19 protein-coding genes and 1 pseudogene are annotated in these 17,714 nt (G+C 43.0%); 4 read left to right on the top strand and 16 right to left on the bottom strand.

The window, feature by feature from the left end; translation table 11 throughout:
• Positions 1-47: 47 nt before the first annotated feature.
• The 6 genes from MKZ13_RS16545 to MKZ13_RS16520 all read right to left on the bottom strand — a co-directional run bounded on the left by MKZ13_RS16545 (position 48) and on the right by MKZ13_RS16520 (position 5,462).
• Positions 48-623 carry a TetR/AcrR family transcriptional regulator gene (locus MKZ13_RS16545; RefSeq protein WP_339176791.1) on the bottom strand — a complete coding sequence of 192 codons (576 nt, stop codon included), beginning with the start codon at positions 621-623 and terminating at the stop codon, positions 48-50.
• 212 nt (positions 624-835) lie between these two features.
• Complete coding sequence (locus MKZ13_RS16540) at positions 836-1,081, bottom strand: hypothetical protein (RefSeq protein WP_339176790.1); 246 nt, start codon at positions 1,079-1,081, stop codon at positions 836-838.
• A 214-nt stretch (positions 1,082-1,295) separates the two neighbouring features.
• Positions 1,296-2,087: a phosphotransferase gene (locus MKZ13_RS16535; RefSeq protein ID WP_339176789.1), complete on the bottom strand. Its 792-nt coding sequence runs from the start codon at positions 2,085-2,087 to the stop codon at positions 1,296-1,298.
• A gap of 425 nt (positions 2,088-2,512) precedes the next feature.
• Positions 2,513-3,217, bottom strand: coding sequence for a hypothetical protein (locus MKZ13_RS16530; protein WP_339176788.1), 705 nt, complete (start codon positions 3,215-3,217; stop codon positions 2,513-2,515).
• A 101-nt stretch (positions 3,218-3,318) separates the two neighbouring features.
• On the bottom strand, positions 3,319-4,713 hold the full coding sequence (locus MKZ13_RS16525; protein WP_221821417.1) for a HAMP domain-containing sensor histidine kinase: 1,395 nt from the start codon (positions 4,711-4,713) through the stop codon (positions 3,319-3,321).
• Positions 4,714-4,754: 41 nt separating this feature from the next.
• Positions 4,755-5,462 (bottom strand): response regulator transcription factor, encoded by a 708-nt coding sequence (locus MKZ13_RS16520; protein WP_127549319.1) that lies wholly within the window; start codon positions 5,460-5,462, stop codon positions 4,755-4,757.
• Between the two features lie 157 nt (positions 5,463-5,619).
• Between MKZ13_RS16520 and MKZ13_RS16515 the strand changes: the two genes are divergently transcribed.
• The gene (locus MKZ13_RS16515; protein WP_024630063.1) at positions 5,620-5,877 is read left to right on the top strand and encodes a GlsB/YeaQ/YmgE family stress response membrane protein; all 258 of its coding nucleotides are present in this window, start codon (positions 5,620-5,622) and stop codon (positions 5,875-5,877) included.
• A gap of 143 nt (positions 5,878-6,020) precedes the next feature.
• Here MKZ13_RS16515 and MKZ13_RS16510 read toward each other — a convergent pair whose 3' ends face one another.
• Complete coding sequence (locus MKZ13_RS16510) at positions 6,021-6,656, bottom strand: TetR/AcrR family transcriptional regulator (protein WP_339176785.1); 636 nt, start codon at positions 6,654-6,656, stop codon at positions 6,021-6,023.
• Positions 6,657-6,786: 130 nt separating this feature from the next.
• On the opposite strand from MKZ13_RS16510, the gene MKZ13_RS16505 reads away from it, so the two are divergent.
• Positions 6,787-8,379 carry an FAD-dependent monooxygenase gene (locus MKZ13_RS16505; protein WP_339176783.1) on the top strand — a complete coding sequence of 531 codons (1,593 nt, stop codon included), beginning with the start codon at positions 6,787-6,789 and terminating at the stop codon, positions 8,377-8,379.
• Between the two features lie 82 nt (positions 8,380-8,461).
• On the opposite strand, the gene MKZ13_RS16500 is transcribed toward MKZ13_RS16505, so the two are convergent.
• On the bottom strand, positions 8,462-8,920 hold the full coding sequence (locus MKZ13_RS16500) for a pentapeptide repeat-containing protein (protein WP_339176782.1): 459 nt from the start codon (positions 8,918-8,920) through the stop codon (positions 8,462-8,464).
• A gap of 353 nt (positions 8,921-9,273) precedes the next feature.
• Here MKZ13_RS16500 and MKZ13_RS16495 point away from each other — a divergent pair, with 353 nt between their 5' ends.
• Positions 9,274-10,830, top strand: coding sequence for a BCCT family transporter (locus MKZ13_RS16495; RefSeq protein WP_339176780.1), 1,557 nt, complete (start codon positions 9,274-9,276; stop codon positions 10,828-10,830).
• Between the two features lie 164 nt (positions 10,831-10,994).
• Here the strand turns inward: MKZ13_RS16495 and MKZ13_RS16490 are convergent, their stop codons facing one another.
• The 3 genes from MKZ13_RS16490 to MKZ13_RS16480 form a co-directional block, all read right to left on the bottom strand.
• The gene (locus MKZ13_RS16490; protein ID WP_221821412.1) at positions 10,995-11,426 is read right to left on the bottom strand and encodes a universal stress protein; all 432 of its coding nucleotides are present in this window, start codon (positions 11,424-11,426) and stop codon (positions 10,995-10,997) included.
• A gap of 5 nt (positions 11,427-11,431) precedes the next feature.
• Entirely contained in the window at positions 11,432-12,664 is a 1,233-nt protein-coding gene (locus MKZ13_RS16485; RefSeq protein ID WP_221821411.1) for an MFS transporter, read from the bottom strand.
• A 216-nt stretch (positions 12,665-12,880) separates the two neighbouring features.
• Positions 12,881-13,441, bottom strand: coding sequence for an XRE family transcriptional regulator (locus tag MKZ13_RS16480; protein WP_221821410.1), 561 nt, complete (start codon positions 13,439-13,441; stop codon positions 12,881-12,883).
• 179 nt (positions 13,442-13,620) lie between these two features.
• On the opposite strand from MKZ13_RS16480, the gene MKZ13_RS16475 reads away from it, so the two are divergent.
• Positions 13,621-14,565 carry an NAD(P)-dependent oxidoreductase gene (locus MKZ13_RS16475; protein WP_221821759.1) on the top strand — a complete coding sequence of 315 codons (945 nt, stop codon included), beginning with the start codon at positions 13,621-13,623 and terminating at the stop codon, positions 14,563-14,565.
• Positions 14,566-14,596: 31 nt separating this feature from the next.
• Here the strand turns inward: MKZ13_RS16475 and MKZ13_RS16470 are convergent, their stop codons facing one another.
• The 5 genes and pseudogenes from MKZ13_RS16470 to MKZ13_RS16450 all read right to left on the bottom strand — a co-directional run bounded on the left by MKZ13_RS16470 (position 14,597) and on the right by MKZ13_RS16450 (position 17,702).
• A complete protein-coding gene (locus MKZ13_RS16470) occupies positions 14,597-15,082 on the bottom strand; it encodes a nitroreductase family protein (protein WP_221821408.1) in 486 nt (161 codons plus the stop codon).
• A gap of 16 nt (positions 15,083-15,098) precedes the next feature.
• Positions 15,099-15,683: a nitroreductase gene (locus MKZ13_RS16465; protein ID WP_313771457.1), complete on the bottom strand. Its 585-nt coding sequence runs from the start codon at positions 15,681-15,683 to the stop codon at positions 15,099-15,101.
• Between the two features lie 11 nt (positions 15,684-15,694).
• Positions 15,695-16,177 carry a MarR family transcriptional regulator gene (locus tag MKZ13_RS16460; protein ID WP_221821406.1) on the bottom strand — a complete coding sequence of 161 codons (483 nt, stop codon included), beginning with the start codon at positions 16,175-16,177 and terminating at the stop codon, positions 15,695-15,697.
• Positions 16,178-16,371: 194 nt separating this feature from the next.
• Positions 16,372-16,561: pseudogene (gene tnpA, locus MKZ13_RS16455) on the bottom strand (IS200/IS605 family transposase); the annotation flags it as partial.
• 178 nt (positions 16,562-16,739) lie between these two features.
• Complete coding sequence (locus MKZ13_RS16450) at positions 16,740-17,702, bottom strand: glycosyl hydrolase (protein WP_339176775.1); 963 nt, start codon at positions 17,700-17,702, stop codon at positions 16,740-16,742.
• Positions 17,703-17,714: the final 12 nt, after the last annotated feature.

The following is a 17,714-nucleotide window of genomic DNA, read 5'->3' as shown; positions in this document are numbered from 1 at the left end:
CTTCAATTATTTTTGACTTCGTAGTCAAGAATTTCACAAAAAAAAGATCAAGACATGATCATGCCAAATGAAGTACGCAGAACCGTCTCGATCTGTTCACGGGATGAACCTGATTTCTCCATAACTCTCACACCAAGAATGGTGTTATTTAGATAAGATGCAAGCTCTATACTCGTATACCGGTTGGAAATTAACTGTTGATTCTGGCCACTACTTATGATCTTCTCTAATACCAGTTGAATCTCTTCTGCCATGAGCTCAGCTTCGCGTGTGACCTGCTCGTCATCTGTTCCGAATTCGAGTGATGCATTCACAATTAGACATCCTTGGCAGCTAGTTTCATCGTCTAAAAGGGAATATCGTAAGGTATCCAGTTTATCAACGGGAGACGAATCCAGGGCTTCAATCTGTTTCAGTTTCGCTATAACCTGTTCACGGTAAAGTGCCAGCGCCTTCAGGAACAACGATCGCTTGTCTTTAAAAACACAGTACAAACTTTGTTTTTTGACTCCTGTAGTACGCGTAAGGTCCTCATAAGAAGTTGCTTTGAAGCCTTGATTCCAGAACACTTCCATAGACTGGTGTAATACACGATCGACATCAAATTCTCTTGGTCTGCTCATGGGAATAATGTATCAGTTATTGACCATGCAGTCAAGAACTGATACATTTTACATCCTATTTGAAAAATATTTATGTTTTTATCGTTCGCATACCTGAAGTATACTCACAAAATTCATCTACCCTACTCGTTAACGTAATGAAAGCTGCCGACACAGGCAGCTTCATTTTCGTCGTATATTCAATTATAATTTCTACGTTAGCGCAACAAGCGTTAACTTTTAATATCTTCTTCAGCCTTTTGTCTATATCGAATTATGGAAAGAGGCAAATTAACTACTCCAAGAATAAAAGAAGAGCCAATAGATATCCATTGAGATATTGAAGGATAATTCGGTTTTCCGTCTCCTACAGGACCTATTTTGATTTGGTGGCTATCCCACAAAACATATAAGAGACCAACAGCAGGTAACAATATGCAAATTACACTTGCTACTATATGTAACACATACTTGTTCAATCCTACCCCTCCATTTATTGTATTCCTGCTCCTTAGTTTAACAAAAATTTTTCTCCTTTAAGATATTTCCTAAAATAGTTTTCAATAACTGATGGAAAATTTGCCGCTAAGGATTGTTGTTCATTTGGATTTAGAGAATGGAATGCGAAAGTCCTAATGATTGACCAAATAAAAAATGCTTCTAATAACTCGACATAATTCTCTTCCAGTTGATTTACTTTGCTATACGATGAAATAAATACTTTCCTATTATCAGATGAAAGATGCAAAAATGTTTCAGCCATATCAAATAAATAAAAGCCATAGCCACAATTCGAAAATCTATAGGTTGAGGAGTATCGTCATAAAATACATAGTTACTCTCATGAAGGTCAGAATGAATAACTCCCCAGTTACTTGGCAAACGTTTATAATTTTGTATCACATTTGCTATTTTATGTGCTGACTCTTCCACATGAACAAACACTTCACTTGAGATAAGCTCTAAATTTACTAACCGTTTTAATTGATTAAGTGATGAATATAAATGATCAGAATTGTATATTGGTCTATTAAAGCCTTCAGGTGCATTCCAATGCATAGAATGTTTATGTAGAGCCGCCATTAAGAGAGCTAAATTTTCAGTTTCATTACTTGTTGGCTCTCTTTGGAGTACGCTTCCATGAATCCAATGATGGATAGTCACCATGATTGTATTTTCGCTAAGATCAGTTGAGATTTCTGTTACCAGATCACCTTGAAGATTTCTAACAGGTGCAGGTACGACGAGATTTGTATCTTTAACCAAAGCTTCAAGCCAAATAAGCTCTGATGCGATATTCCCTTTTGATTGAATGGAAATTGTTGAGATATGGATTTTGATAAGAAACTTTTGATGATCATCGTTGGTCTGAACTTGAAATGTAACATTATCACTCTTTCCGAGATACACAAGTTTTTCCCAATAGATTGGGTATTGATGTAAAGCTTCTTTCGCCACCTTCGCATAATCTTCTTCAGAAAGCATAGTATCCACTCCAGTTAATGTGATTTTTACTTCACAATTTTACCAAATGAACTTTATTTTATGGTGATAAAAGTTGATTATAACTAAACTTTACTGCCCTGTAGTCGAATAAAGCCACCGCTCCTGTTGATCGGCGGTCTCCTTTGGTTTCATGGAACTATTGTTTCCCTTTTGTTCAACCGACCTTCTTCGTTTATGATACTGTCCTCCGTGTTGTCTGTAACAGCAAGTTTTAGAGCCATCCTATGAGGGATGACCCTTTCGCTTTGTTATACAATCGTATACTTAGGACAATCGTTACGTTTTCTTTACTGGTATCAGATCCTACCCTGTGTATGCCATGGCATCCTATTGTACCGATAAAATAAAAAAGCCGCTAAATTAGCGACTTCAATAGAACTATGTTCTTGTCCTTCGACTAAATATTAGTCCAGAAGGCTGTAGATCTGAATGCTCTCCACCTTGGCATCCTTGATATGAAACGACATTACATCCACATAATTGGATGGTTCGTAACGGTAGTCATCTTCCTCATTAGGGGCTCCATCACCAAGTAGTTTCCCCTCAGGGTAGGCGTTTTTGAGTGTATCCAGACTATCTCCTGTTTTAATGTTTCGCACTGTCGTGTACTTAGGATCTGTGATTTCGATATGAAAGATGGAGTCTTGTTTCCCCTCCGGTATACTGATTGTTTTAATCTCCAGACCAGGATACGTATAGACCTTTTCTGTAAAGCCGATTAACGTATCCATGTTGGTTCCATCGTCGGCACTGTACGTATGAGATTTCAGGTTATCCGGTTTGCCCAGCATCTGTTCCATCTGATCTTCATTCGCTGTATCCGAAATCGCGATGGTGTGCTCATTATAGACAAAAGCAAGCTCCTTCAGCACCACATTACCTTCCTTCTCCATCGAACCTTCTTTAATAGCTTCAGTACCCTTTTCTTCCGAACTTTCGGAAGCAGGCGCAGGAGAATTGGTTGCTCCTTCGCCTTTGCTCTGTTCATTCGCTGTGTTCTGTCCGGTTGCTGGGGGCGTAGCATCATTGGACTGACAGCCCGCTAATGCCACCGTTAGTAGAGCACCTAGTACGATAACACCTGTTGCTTTGTTTATCAATTTCATCATGATCCCTCCATAAATGTGTGATTTGTTCTTATGAAGTGATTATAAATAAAACATTTGTTAGTCTCATAACAGAAATGTACCAATCTTGTAACGTTAATTATTTACGATTGTGTTTCCGCACGGGGCAACACAATCGTAACGGTTGTTCCTTCCCCGATTTGACTTTCCATGTCAATATAACCATTAAACCGCTCGACAATCTCCTTGCAAATAGAAAGCCCAAGACCTGAACCGTTCGCTGTGCTAGCATTTTTGGCCCGGTAAAAACGTTCCTGCACTCGCTCCAGCTCCTCGCCCGAGATACCGATCCCTTGATCACGTATCCGTATAACTACCTCACTTGGCGTATGTTCCAACTTCAATTCGATTAGCGATGGACTGCCTGAATATTTGATGGCATTGTCCACAAGGTTCGCGATCGCATGGGACATCAGCATTGGATTCACGTTGGCGTAAACTTTTGTCGTACCCTCATCATCTGGTTCTTCCTCCACTTGACTGACTCTGATCTCGATACCTTTATCCTTAGCCTTGGCTCCCATATTCATTGTGACTTCCTGAATAAGTTCATTCATTTCCGTTGTCTCGACTTCCAGTTCGTTAGAACCAGCCTTGTCGAATCGGGATAACAACAACAGTTCATTAATCAAGCGTGTCAGCCGATCCGATTCCTGCAGCAGATGAGCATAGATTTTTTGCAGCTCCTTGTTCTCAGTCTCCCCTTCAACCAAGTATTGAGAGAAACCACGAATGGCTGCCAAGGGTGTTTTTAACTCGTGAGATACGTTGGAGACAAATTGTTTCTGATACTGAATGTAATCATGAAGCTGCCGCCCCATGGAATCCAGCCCATCTGCCAGCATGCCCAGCTCATCCTTCCGGTTTAGATGAACTCTACGAAACTCCTGTCTAGAGAAACTTTGCGCAGCGCTAAGCAACAGTTTAATCGGCTTGGTTGTGTTGCGGGCAATCCACAGACTGGATAACGTAATCAGTATAATAAATCCGCCTGCGCCGACAAACAGGATATAACGGATTTGATCCATAATCGCATAAAAGTAGGAAATATCCTCCACGAACTCATACACATAAGCGTTTTCGTAGAATTGATCCTGAATGGGCGTCGCAAAATAAAGCAGATGATCTTCCGTGACGGTGTAGGTATAACTGCCGCTCAGGGCTTTCTCTATATTTTTGTCAAAAATAAGCGGTTTGGCATCATTAATGATGATGCCATCCACAGCCAGGCCCAGCAACTGCTTGGAGCTGTCATAGATACGTACTTCCTTGCCTGAAGCTTTCAGCTTCTCTAGAGCAAGTCTGACAATTTCCTTGGTCTGGGGCTCTCCTGAAGATGACCTATGTTGCGACAACACCTCACGGAAGGACAACTCGGACAGATCCGCTTTCTCCATCATCTGTTTCTCAATGGTAATGAAGCTGTAGTAATCGATGGCTTTATTCACCGCAAAAATGATGATGCCAAAGGACAGCACGGAGAAAAATAAATAATTCAGCAGTAACCGGGTTGCATACTTCAGGCCTCGCCACCTCCAAGTTGATAGCCAAATCCATAGATCGTCCTGACATACTTCGGTTCGTCCGCGTTATCCTCCAGCTTCTTCCGTAACCGCATGATGGTCATATCCACACTGCGACTGTCTCCCATAAAATCATATCCCCATCCGATCTGCAACAGCTCATCCCGGGTAAAGATTTTGTCTGGCCTTTTGAGTAACGTTTCCAGAATTTTAAACTCTTTAGCCGTTAAAGACACGGGTACACCGTTTTTCAGCACCCTGCGGCTTTCCAGATCAAATGTCAGCTCTTCATGAATGATGCGTGTAGATTTCACCTCTGTTCCTTCACTTGATTCTTCCTTGCTCTCGTTTCTTCTCAGAATGACCTTGATCCGAGCGAGCAATTCACGGTTGTCAAAGGGTTTGGTCATGTAATCTTCCGCCCCTAGCTCGAGTCCCAATACCTTGTCAATCACCTCGTTTTTGGCAGAGAGCATGATCACAGGAACGGCACGTTTCCCGGTAATTTCCTTACACAAGTCATATCCGGAGCAGTCTGGCAGCATCAGATCAAGTACCACTATATCGGGTTGAAAAGAGTCGAGCAGCTGCAAGCCCGTTTTGCCGTCCTCTGCGGTCTGCACATCGTAGTTTTCTCGCCTTAGCACCAGCTCAATTAAATCTCGAATTGCGATTTCATCATCAATGACTAGGATTTTCTTCAACTGTACACCCCTATCTAGCCCTGTTTTCACCAGCTTTAATCAACTATTAACCCATCTTAGCACAGGCGATTTAGATTCCTCCACCCGCAGGAAGATGAGGTATATTCAAACGAACCCTACATAACCTGTAATAACCCCGAAGAAAGAAGAACAATCCATGGATCTGCTCTGGGTACTCATTGTTGGTGGACTTATTGGCTGGTTAAGCGGCAACTTGATTGGGCGGGACGTACCGGGCGGTGTACTTGGAAACATTATTGCGGGTTTTATCGGTTCCTGGTTAGGAACGGAATTGCTGGGACCAAGGGGGCCGGTGATTGGCGGATTTCATATTATTCCCGCCATCGTTGGCTCGATTATTGCTCTGCTCATCTTCTTCGCTCTGGCACGCGGCGGAGCCTTCCGAAGACGTTAACCAAGAGAGACGGGAACTATACCGTCGTTCATTAAGGATAAACACAAAAGGACCGAAAGCATTCATCGATGGAAGATGAACATTTACGGTCCTTTTTTATTTTTTGAACAAAATCGCAATCAGTATGATGGTTGATTTTCGTTTTAAACGGTACGAGGTCCATAAGCACTAAGAAAGACGCGTACGCCTTCAGTGATGATACGTTTGGTTTGTTCCTCTTCGAATGCCTCTGTTTTTCTAGGTTGATTAAATACCAATAAAAACGTTAATGCAGCGAAGTGCTTTGTAGCCATTTCAGGATCGGGCACATGGAGCAATCCGGTTTGTCCAAACTCTGTAAACCTCCTGATAATCCCCTCTTCAGTTGCGTTATCCAGCCTTTCAAAAAACGAGTCTGGCAGGTTAGCGGCTTCCACCGTAACCAGACGGATCAAAGCCATGTAATCGGACGAACCGTTCGCAGAAGCTACGATTTGTTCGCAAAATAAGATGAGCGCCTGCTTCATATCCTCGAATTCCAAGAGGTGATCTGAAATCCCTTGCTCAATCATGTCCAGAACCGCCAAACTGGATTCTTCAACAACGGCAAGCAGTAGATTTTGTTTGTCGCCATAATAATCATAAACTGTCCGTTTGGAAACTCCCGCTTTAGCTGCGACCGCATCAACGCTGGATCGATCAAACCCATCGGAAAGAAACAGGTCTCGTGCTGCCGCCATAATTTTAGCTCTTTTGTCTGAAGAGCCTTTGCGGATTTTCTTGTTTTCCGTATGATCCATTCTTACGTTGCCCCCTTATAGGTATACCATCAGAAATTAATTAGAGTTCCGTTCTGTTTACAAACTACACTGCACGGTGTAGTATAGCAAATGTAGCATATCAAATCAATGAACAAGGAGGATTCTATTCATGAATAGCAAGCCGTCTTTTGTTGATGTTCTTATTGTCGGGGCAGGACCTACAGGGCTTACACTTGCCTGTGATCTGGCCCGTCGAAACATCAACCATCGTATTATTGAACGAAGCTCCTTATTTAACGTTGCTTCTCGCGCCAAAGGAATACAGCCTCGCTCGCTTGAAGTCGTCGATGATTTGGAGGCCGTCCACTACATTATGGACACAGGTGTTGTGGATCTGCCTGTTCGTTATTATACCGCAGATGGCAGGAGTGTGGACAAGCCGGCTATTACCGTTGCAGCCAGCCCCGAACTTGAAACACCCTATCGTGATCCGGTCTGGATTGCTCAATATGATGTGGAAAAAGCATTGCGCGACCGATATGCAGTGCTTGACGGTCAAGTTGAGTTGGGCATGGAAGCCATAAGTCTTGTTCAGGATGAGGATGGTGTAACGATAACCGTGAATACACCACAAGGAGAAGAGCAAATTCGCGCTCGTTATGTAGTCGGCGCTGACGGAGGCAAAAGCAATATCCGCAAATTTATTCACTTACCGTTGGTTGGGGAAACACACGATCATGAGCGATGGTATCTTGGCGATGTACGATTGGAAGGGTTAGATCGTGACCATATCCATATCTGGACTTCTTCGGAGGGGATGGTCGGGGTGACGCCGCTGCCAAAATCCGATATTTGGCAACTGCAGGCTACAATTCCGGAAGACATCGAAGAACCAGAGCAGCCGTCGCTAGAGGCGTATCAAGCCATGTTTGACCGTCGCGCCGGGGCAGCCCGTGTTCGGCTCACGGATGCTTCCTGGCTGTCCATCTATCGGGTCAACGTTCGTATGGTCGAATGTTACCGCAACGGCCGGGTCTTCCTTGCCGGCGATGCTGCTCATGTTCATTCGCCGGCCGGTGGTCAAGGCATGAATACGGGGATGCAGGACGCGTACAATCTTGGCTGGAAGCTGGCGGCTGTGATGCGGGGAGCGGACACCGCCTTACTCGACACGTACGATGAGGAGCGCCGCCCAGTGGCTCAATCTGTTCTTGAGGACAGCACGAAGAAGATGGGAGTGGTCATAGGAACGGCGACTGAAGGCGGAGGGTTGTCCCAAACTTTGAGCACCATATCCGACGATCTGACGAGCGGGCTACTCATTTCCTATCGCTCAAGTTCGCTTATCCGTCGTTCTGCTCGAACAAATGCTACCCGTTCATTTCCTGGGGATCGTGCTCCTAATGCTACGGGCCTGCAAGGCACCGGATTTGCAGGAAGTCTCTTTGACCTATTGCGAGGCCCACACTGGACGCTTTTGGCTTTTGCAAGCAGCATCGATCCTTCGCTGAAGAACTTCACCAACAATGAACTCCATATGCATTATATCCTGCCATCCCACGTGGAGGGGGCGGCGGAAGGTATAATAGACACAGCAGGTAATGCCTATCGAATTTACGATGTAACAAATAAAGAACTCATATTGATTCGTCCCGACGGTTACATTGCAATGCGTACCTCCATTGATGATATTTCATCGATTTTGAATTACTGGAATTCCATTTATCTGGCAACTGATTTGGATAGGGCCAGCGGGAAATAAGATTAATCAAGAGGAAATTAAAGAGGGCAACTTTTGTCACCAAAAGCGGCCCCCTTCCTTTCACTTCAATCCATTTTTAAATTTACGCAATGTTACAATCCAGACTACTGAAAAATCGTTCAACAAAAACATCACCATATAGTTTCTTCATATGCGCTGTGTTAAAAATATATTGTTCCATAGGCTCAAGCTTGCGGAGACTGCGTACCAGTACTTTCCGATCATCGTCAGATAGATTAGGGTCATCATCTATCTTCGTCAGAGCATTTTTCACACGTGCGGATACCTGTTCAACATACACATGGTTTTTGGATTTTGGCGGAATACATTGCGTCAGGTCACAGTTCACAAAACGAACATCGTCAAGGATGCAGTTTTCAAAATTGGCAATTAACTTTTGTTGGCCATTTCCCTCAAACGTAATATCCACTAGCTTGCCGGTAAAGGAGCAATTGACGATATTCGCCGCTTGTAAAACCCGGTCATTGAATCTACATTTATAAAAAGTACAGTCGATAAACGTAGCATTCTCCAATGTCATCCCTATCACCCTATCATATCTACAGAATCTTTTTCATTATAATAACCTTATTTTGGAGTTGAATTCTCGTTGGAATCCCCCTCTCATTTTACTCTAAAATGAGCATAGCTAAACAAGAACCTAACTTTAGATGTATGCTTAATATACTTCTAAATCTTAACAGAAAAAATGGATAGCGCATCAGCGGCTTATCACAATGCCCCATCTAAAAAGGGAACGAATAAACCGACGGGTGTTTCATTACACGGCGGTTTGTTTTAATTTATCAACAGCTAGCTTTCCGAAATATTACAAGTCGGACTAGCACATACTAAGGAACAGTTGGCTAAGCTTACATAACGGAGGGTCTCATCATGGTATTTACAATCACAATTATCATCGTTGTACTGTTTGCAATATGGGGAGCCGTCGCTCCTGCTCAGCTGGCGGATGTGGCTAATGTTGCCTACAACTTCTCTATTCAGAATTTTGGCTGGTTTTATTTGCTAGCGACACTGTTCTTCCTGATCTTTGCTTTCTATCTTGCGTTCAGCCGATTTGGCGGTATTAGGCTGGGGGATGACGATGATGAGCCGGAATATTCTACGGTTTCCTGGCTGTCCATGCTGTTTAGCGCTGGTATGGGCATTGGGCTGGTTTTCTGGGGAGTTGCTGAACCGCTGTCCCACTATTTATCTGCACCGGAGGGCGCGGTACCCGAAACAACGCAAGCAGCAAGACTTTCAATGCGTTATTCCTTTTTCCACTGGGGGCTTCATCCTTGGGCTATCTATACCGTCATCGGCTTGGCGCTCGCTTACTTCCAGTTCCGGAAAGGCTACAAAGGACTGATCAGTTCCACCTTTATTCCGCTGATCGGTGAACGTCTTGCTGCAGGCTGGCTTGGTAAGATCATTGATATTCTTGCAGTCATTGCAACGATCTTCGGTGTTGCAACCTCTCTTGGATTGGGTGCGCTTCAGATCGGTGGGGGTCTGAATTACTTATTCGGTATTCCAAACTCGACGCTGTCCCAGATTGTCATTATCTCAATTGTTACCGTACTGTTTTTGATCTCGGCAACCTCCGGTCTGGATAAAGGTATTAAGATTCTGAGCAACACCAATCTGGTTATAGCTGTGCTATTGATGGTGTTTGTATTGGTGACTGGACCGACTTCTTTTATATTTGACACATTCACGACAACATTGGGCAGTTACATGCAGAATATTATTAACATGAGTTTGAGACTGACACCGTTCTCAAGAGAAACCTGGATTGGAGCATGGACGTTATTTTACTGGGCATGGTGGATCGCATGGGCTCCCTTTGTTGGCACGTTTATCGCAAGGGTATCCCGAGGAAGAACCATAAAGGAGTTTGTAATTTACGTCATGGTTTTTCCAAGCCTGTTCGGATTTATCTGGTTCTCCGTTTTCGGTGGAACAGGACTTCACCTCGAATTGTTTAATGCCGCCCATTTGGCGGAGGCCGTCAAACAAGATACAACAACCGCTTTATTCCTTACACTGGAGCAGCTTCCTTTGGGTACGATCATAGCATTTATCGCTACACTCCTGATCATAACCTTCTTTATTACGTCGGCTGATTCGGCTACCTTTGTGCTGGGTATGCTGTCTTCAGATGGCAAGCTGGACCCGAGTACGAGAGTGAAATTAACCTGGGGAATCATGCAGTCCGCCATCGCGGTAGTCCTACTGATCAGCGGGGGGTTGAACGGTCTACAGACGGCCTCCATTGTGGCCGCACTGCCGTTCGCTGTTGTTCTTATTGGTATGTGTTTCTCCCTGCTCAAGGCTCTGCAAGCTGAGGACAGAGAGCGCCGTCAGAAAGAAAAACGGCAGCGCCAAAAACTGAAACGACTGCTGGAGGAACAAGAACACTCGCTGAATGAAATTCCCGGCAGGTAATGTATACTTGATGTTAAAAACAAACAAAAGCCCGCGTCGTTGCGGGTTTTTGTTTGTTTCATGTATTGAGTTTTTGGGATCTGTCATGAATTCTGTTTGAACCCCAGGCGGAATGATTTCTAACACTTATTCATACTATGAACGTTCCCCAGTTCCCGAAGGAGTTAATGTACAATGAGGACTGGACAACTTGATAGCTGTGAAACCTTGTGGCTGACACTTCCAAGCATCATTTCCTTAACGCCCCTAAGCCCACGGCTTCCGATAATAATAAGTTGCTGCTCGGTATCCTTTGCATAATTCAATATTTCATGCCCAGGATCTCCCTTAAGATGAACAGTTTCCGGGTTAATCCCCGCAGACTTTAATTTAGATTTGGCTTGATGCAACTGTTCCAAACTGGCTTTCTCCATTTCGTTCAGTATGTCTTCCAAAAAATTCTCTGGTACATATGTCATGCCATTTGACACATAATCCTGGCTGACATTAACCAAGGTAACTTGAGTTTGTTTATTTTGGGTTATTTCAACGGTTGCATCAAGGAGTTTGTTCGTTATTTCAGATTTATCAATGGCCACCATAATTTTGTCAAACATAGTTATCATCCTTTCCGTGGCAATTCGTAACCATTTCGACTACCTACAACACGATTACTTGCTGCTCCTATACCAACTATAAATAGTAACACGGAAGCCCCAAGAAGAATGAAAAGTGGCAGGTTCCAACTATTTGTTGCATCGTGCAGATATCCTATAAGGGCTGGACCGATTGCGGCAAGAAGATATCCGATCGATTGGGCCATGCCAGATAGTTCCGCTGCTTGATGCGCATTATCAGTGCGTAACCCGAAAAACATCATGGCCAAACTAAAGGCGAAACCTCCACCAATTCCGAGTATGACGATCCACAACAGAATGACATTAGAACTTCCGTAAAGAAGTCCGAGCGTCCCCGTCAAAAGCAAAATGGTTGTGATAACCACTAACAAACGTTGGTTAGACATACGCCCGGCAATAACAGGGACAATAAAGGTAAATGGAAGCATCGCTAACTGCATGATCGAGAGGTACCATCCAGATTGGTTGGAGTCAATTCCTTGCTGCTTTAAAATTTCAGGCAACCATGCGATCAATACATAGAAAACCATAGACTGTATACCCATGAACAAGGTTACTTGCCAAGCAAGCGGGGATCGCCAAACATTCACATCGTTGCTTGCCATTTGTTGACTCGTCTTGGCGGTTTGTTTTGTTTGATTTCTTAATTGGGGTAACCAACAGAGGATTGATACAAAGCTTAGAATCCCCCATATTCCCAATGCTCCCTGCCATTTTAGCCCTGCGTTCATGGCTAGCGGTACACTGATTCCCGATGCGATTGCTCCACATAAATTCATTGAAATGGAGTAAACCCCTGTCATGGAACCAATTTTATTTGGAAAATCCCTTTTGATTATACTTGGCAATAATACATTACATATGGCAATGGCGAATCCAAGAACTGCTGTTCCAATAAACAGATTAACTGCGCCAGATAAAGATCGTATTACAATACCAACAGTCAGAAAGATTAGGGCAATCAAAATGATACGCTCAACCCCATACCTCCGTCCTAATTTTGGTACAAGAGGTGATAACACAGCAAAGGCAAGCAAGGGTACCGTTGTGATCAGGCCTGCTAATGTATTTGAAATATGAACGTCATCCCTTATAAAACCTACTAAAGGACCAACTGAGGTTAAGGGAGTACGTAAATTAGCTGCAATAACAATAATGCCGAGAATGATCAGCGCTACAGAGGATGGCACGAATTTTTTATTTTGTTTATTCGGCATTCTTCATTTCTCCTTCCTGAATTCCTACGTCTTATATTTGCTTCTTGTTGGCTGAAAAACTTTGTTATAACATCCGCGCGAATAATGAAAGTATAGTATAAGATACTTTTATAAACAATAATTATTTTATAACATACTAAAATTGAATAAAAAAATACAACTCTGAATTCCCGTCATGGAATTCGGAGTTGCATTTAATAAGTGGATTTTCGACGACTAGAAACCATATTTTAAGGATATATGGAGCACTGTTTCGTTATTCGTATGATTGGTATAAGCGTGGGGATAATCTGCACGAAAACTGATCGTATCATATTGATTCAATGTGTACATCTCTCCATTAACTTGTAACTCGATGGAACCCGTCATTACTGTCGCAATTTCAGTTGTATTCACATGATGACCTTCAGGGTAATACGAGCTATTAGGCTGTAAGTATGCCCGACACATTTCAATATCGTTGCTTTTAAAGACGGGTTCAATGACCCAATTTTTTTCATCATTAGAAAACCGCAGTCCCTCCCCTGCTCGATACAAACTAACGGGTTTCTCTGATGTGAACAAAGCCAATAGCGGTAAAGATATTCCTTTTGAAATTTTCCATATGATAGCCAAAGTTGGATTTGTCTCACCACGTTCGATATTCCCCAGAGTAAGTTTGCTTACACCCGTTAATTCTGATAAGTCGTCTAAGGTCATGTTTTTTTCTTTTCTATACTTTTTTAATGCACCGCCGATTTGTAATACAATTTGTTTTGACTCATCGATTTCATCCATTTGATATTCTCCTCAACAAAAAAACTATATAGCTAGTATATTGTTTATCAAGATTCTTTTCCATTCCGGTTCAATAGAACGTAATGAAATCTTCTTGATAAAATTGTATTAAAAGGATAAAATGACGAGCATCAACGGTTTTATTTGAAGAATGGTAGCTTATGAAAGGTGGTTTAGCAATGAAAATTCTCATCGTTGGCAATTTTAGCGAGACCTCAAAATCCAATATTGCAGGGAGTTTTCCGCAAGACTGGAACGTTGTAATTGTTCCGCCCGGAAAAGAAATGCTGCATCATATTGAAGATTGCCAGGTAATCATTCCTGAACATATTAAAGTGGACCATAGCCTGCTTTCTAACGCAAAAAAATTGAAATTGGTACAGACGGGTGCAGGATTTGATAATGTGGATGTCCCTGCCTGTACACAGCTCGGCATTTGGGTGGCCAATGCTGCAGGAGTGAATGCACAGGCAGTGGCCGAGCACGTCATGGCACTGTTATTGTCTTATTATAAAAACATACCGTCTCTTGATACTTTCATGAAAAATAAGATGGATGAAAATCAATTGGACTATACAGGGAGTGAATTGAAGGGAAAAACGATTGGAATTATCGGTTTGGGTGCAATTGGAAAAAAAGTAGCTGCGTTTTGCAGGGTTTTTGATATGAATGTACTGGCGTATGCGAGAAATGCCACTGTACAATCGGACGATTTTGTGAAAAAGACGGATTTTGATACTCTTGTAAGCACATCGGACATAGTTAGTGTACATGTACCCTTGAATGAACAAACCAAACAGCTAATTAACAAAGCGGCATTCAAAAAAATGAAAAATACTGCTCTTTTTATCAATACAGCCCGCGGCGGCATTGTCAACGAAAGAGATTTGATTGATGCATTAAAAAACGGGGATATTTCAGGCGCATGCCTGGATGTGTTTGAATCTGAACCGCTTCCTATTGACAGTGAGCTCCGGAATCAGGGTAATGTGATACTTACTCCACATACAGCGGGAATGCCTGATGGTCGGAAATTTCATAAAACAAGATATGATTTCTTTATAAAGAATATAAAACGTGTAGAAAATGGTGAGGAGCCTGAAAGCAAGCTCAATCAGTTATGATGTTTTGGTGCAATAAAAATTGATCGCCACCCTACAGCAGTTCAAAATGAAGTTGAGTCTCAGGCAACTCTGTATTCCCTTTCCACTGATTTGCACCGTATCCCAATTCCAGAACCGCAGCAATGCGCTCGTTATTCAGTACACCAAACATTTCAGTACGGCTTGGGTCGTACATCCAGTCATGCAAGGTACAGCGCACACCCAGACTTTGCTCATGAGCCAGCAAGCGGAAATTCTGAATTAGGCAGCAGACAGCTGCAAAGTCCTCTTCCCGCTTATATTGATCCGCCTCTTCCTTCACCAAGACCAGAAGATATGCAGGGGCAGGCTCCTGTAATCCCTGCATGATGTCCCCATACCGGTTATCGGCAAAGATAAATCGCCACGGCTCTCGGAGTCCATCATTTGGCGCCCATACGGCATGATTAAGCAATTCAAGGATGAGGTCGTGCGATACCGGTTGTTCCAAAAACTCACTCGGACCGCCCATGACTCCTTCCAGATCTGACAATTTCATTTTATACCCTCCTCTTCTATGTAGACTGTCCTCGCAATACGGTCCATTTCTGCTCGGCTGGTGTTCTTTTCCGACTTCTTGGCGCTTTGTCGTAATATCCTATATGAAGAATACCAACAAATCGTTCATCCTCACGTAAGCCAATTCCATTGAAGAACGCTTCATGCTGAATCATGGACTCTGTATCCCATAACATTCCTAACCCTCGTTCCCAGCCCAACAGTTGGAAGCTCTGCATCACCCAGCAGGCAGCCGCATAATTGCGGTCATTGGTCAGACGATCCGGTCCTACAGTCGACATAACAATGACGTGCGCAGGAATATCGGTAAATCTCTTTTTAAAAACATCCAGAAGTTTCCCTGGAATCAACTTGCCGAGCTTGCTTTGTGACATCTGTTCCAGCATGCAGTCTACCAACCGTTTGCGTGCTTCTGGAGTTCCGGCATATACTACACGCCACGAGCCAGACTCAACAGACGGTTGAAGCCTTATAGCCTTACGCAGTAATGCTACAATTAACTCCTGGTCCACCGGCGTAGAGTTACATTTACGAATACTCCTGCGCTCCCTGATCAATTCCGCCAGACTCAAATGCTTCACTCTCCTTTGTTCTATCTGGATTCAATATTCATACTGCTGTCTTGAAGAAATTGATGGATTACTTTTAGCTCCGTTTCCGAGTATTTGTCGAGAGTACGATAGAAGCGCTCAGCCTCATGTATATGAAGACGTTCATGCAGTTCAAAGATTTTTTTGCCCTGCGGTGACAACCGGAAATAACTTTCCTTTTTGTTGTCGTTCATTTTCGTCCGTTTGACGAATCCTTCCTCCAGCAGTTTGTTGCCAATTTTGGTGATACTTGCTTTGGACAAATTCATCGCCTCGGCAATACCCGTGTTGTTAATAGGCTCATGCTTGCCTATGCAATCTATCATATGAACCGCGGTCAAATGCTGAGGGATTTTCTCGATACTTTCTCGCTGGGCGATACTTAGGAAATGCTCGATTTCTGTATCCTTGTGGTTCTCATACACATGTAAAAAACGGATAAATTGGTCATAAAGCAACTGTTTTGTTCGATCTTTTGAGATCATTCTTTGATCGCTCCTTATTTACTTGTAAACAAAAATATCATTTAAATAGTAGGGTTTTTCTAAATAAACCCTTATATTTAGTTTACTAGTGAACAATATATCATGAATGATAATGCTTATCAACTTTATTCTCTGGCATTGCAACAACTCTACAAACAAAGACAGAGACCTGCGTTGAACTGAATATCTTTTATTGAGACTGCAATCTTCGTTGGAATCGCTACCAGCATGTGGACATGATCGGGCATCATATGACCTTCTATAATTTCTACTCCCTTGTACTTGCATAAACGTTTTGAAAATTTCGATTAAATCTTTTCTGACTTGATTATAGATTTCTTTCTGTCTATACTTCGGGGTGAATACAATGTGGTATTTGCACATCCACTTTGTGTGTCCAGGCTGTAGCTCTTGTTTGCCAACTGGCTAAAGCCGTAAAAATAAAATAAGGGCGGATATACTCCGCCCTTATTTTTCGTTAGTCTCACGACACACACTTAAACATGCGGTCCTTTTCCTTCGTTTCACGCCTGATCGGCTGCCAAGAGGTGTTTTTGAATATTTAATATAGCTTTGGTAGTTTGTCCAATGTTATAGCATAGTTACAGTGATATGCACTGCGCAGCTCCTCTTTTGTCGTAAACTTCTCCGTCCTACCAAAGTCCTGGGACCAAGTCATAAACCACAGCCACGGGATGCGCGAGGTGGACAAGCTTCTAATACTCGGAATTGGACCAATCTCCCCGATAGCAGCAAGTTTTGGAGTTCGTGTAACACCAACCAGTTCCTCATATTCCTTCCGTAAATCCGTATGTTTGTGAGCTGGGGGGTACATATCCCTGGAAATAATGTCAACCACGTCATCCCCAACGTAACCTTCGACCAACGGTGAGTTCCACACCCAAATTAAATTATTTAGATTATGATAATGGGTATACCTCTCATACATGATACGGTACAATTGTTTTGCGATTTCCGGGCCTTTACTGCCCCACCAGAACCAAGTGCCTTCCGCTTCATGAAATGGTCTCCACAAGATCGGAATGCGTTTGTTGCAAAATTCCCGGAGAATATTGGCCATATGGTCCATATCGGACAACAGGGCTTCATATTCTTTGGTTCCTTCCGTAATCGCTTTACTTACGTTAAAATTTGTATGCTCCGAATAGAAGCTTTTATCCCGTCCGCCAAGCGGTGAAAACCAATGCCATGTGAACGTAAGCAAGCCTCTGTTGTTCTCCGTCCACTCCCAGGCTTTTTGCAGCGTATCCTGGTTTTCAGCGACTTCCAGCAAACACTCTTCGCCGCTATCCTCATAATTAATGTTTGGAGAATACCCAAGAAGCTCGAATCCGCATAGTGCCGGCCACTTCCCTGTTACTTGATAGATGTAGTTTAATTCCTCTTGCGCCATGGTTTGTGTGTGCTGTCCCGTAATGATGCCAGTCCCTTGAATCTCGTGGAAATAGTTGAGCACAGAACGTACTTCTTCCGATGCATTAGGATTGCAAGGTATCGATTTCATCGTATCCTGCCT

It is taken from the genome of Paenibacillus sp. FSL R5-0701 (assembly GCF_037973995.1).
Classification (GTDB): domain Bacteria; phylum Bacillota; class Bacilli; order Paenibacillales; family Paenibacillaceae; genus Paenibacillus.
This window is presented reverse-complemented; position numbering and strand designations above follow the sequence as displayed.

Excerpts from the sequence above, each read along its gene's own strand:
- MKZ13_RS16545 (WP_339176791.1), bottom strand. The coding sequence starts at position 623 with ATGAGCAGACCAAGAGAATTTGATGTCGATCGTGTATTACACCAGTCT.
- MKZ13_RS16535 (WP_339176789.1), bottom strand. The coding sequence starts at position 2,087 with ATGCTTTCTGAAGAAGATTATGCGAAGGTGGCGAAAGAAGCTTTACAT.
- MKZ13_RS16530 (WP_339176788.1), bottom strand. The coding sequence starts at position 3,217 with ATGATGAAATTGATAAACAAAGCAACAGGTGTTATCGTACTAGGTGCT.
- MKZ13_RS16515 (WP_024630063.1), top strand. The coding sequence starts at position 5,620 with ATGGATCTGCTCTGGGTACTCATTGTTGGTGGACTTATTGGCTGGTTA.
- MKZ13_RS16510 (WP_339176785.1), bottom strand. The coding sequence starts at position 6,656 with ATGGATCATACGGAAAACAAGAAAATCCGCAAAGGCTCTTCAGACAAA.
- MKZ13_RS16505 (WP_339176783.1), top strand. The coding sequence starts at position 6,787 with ATGAATAGCAAGCCGTCTTTTGTTGATGTTCTTATTGTCGGGGCAGGA.
- MKZ13_RS16500 (WP_339176782.1), bottom strand. The coding sequence starts at position 8,920 with ATGACATTGGAGAATGCTACGTTTATCGACTGTACTTTTTATAAATGT.
- MKZ13_RS16495 (WP_339176780.1), top strand. The coding sequence starts at position 9,274 with ATGGTATTTACAATCACAATTATCATCGTTGTACTGTTTGCAATATGG.
- MKZ13_RS16490 (WP_221821412.1), bottom strand. The coding sequence starts at position 11,426 with ATGTTTGACAAAATTATGGTGGCCATTGATAAATCTGAAATAACGAAC.
- MKZ13_RS16485 (WP_221821411.1), bottom strand. The coding sequence starts at position 12,664 with ATGCCGAATAAACAAAATAAAAAATTCGTGCCATCCTCTGTAGCGCTG.
- MKZ13_RS16480 (WP_221821410.1), bottom strand. The coding sequence starts at position 13,441 with ATGGATGAAATCGATGAGTCAAAACAAATTGTATTACAAATCGGCGGT.
- MKZ13_RS16475 (WP_221821759.1), top strand. The coding sequence starts at position 13,621 with ATGAAAATTCTCATCGTTGGCAATTTTAGCGAGACCTCAAAATCCAAT.
- MKZ13_RS16470 (WP_221821408.1), bottom strand. The coding sequence starts at position 15,082 with ATGAAATTGTCAGATCTGGAAGGAGTCATGGGCGGTCCGAGTGAGTTT.
- MKZ13_RS16460 (WP_221821406.1), bottom strand. The coding sequence starts at position 16,177 with ATGATCTCAAAAGATCGAACAAAACAGTTGCTTTATGACCAATTTATC.
- MKZ13_RS16450 (WP_339176775.1), bottom strand. The coding sequence starts at position 17,702 with ATGAAATCGATACCTTGCAATCCTAATGCATCGGAAGAAGTACGTTCT.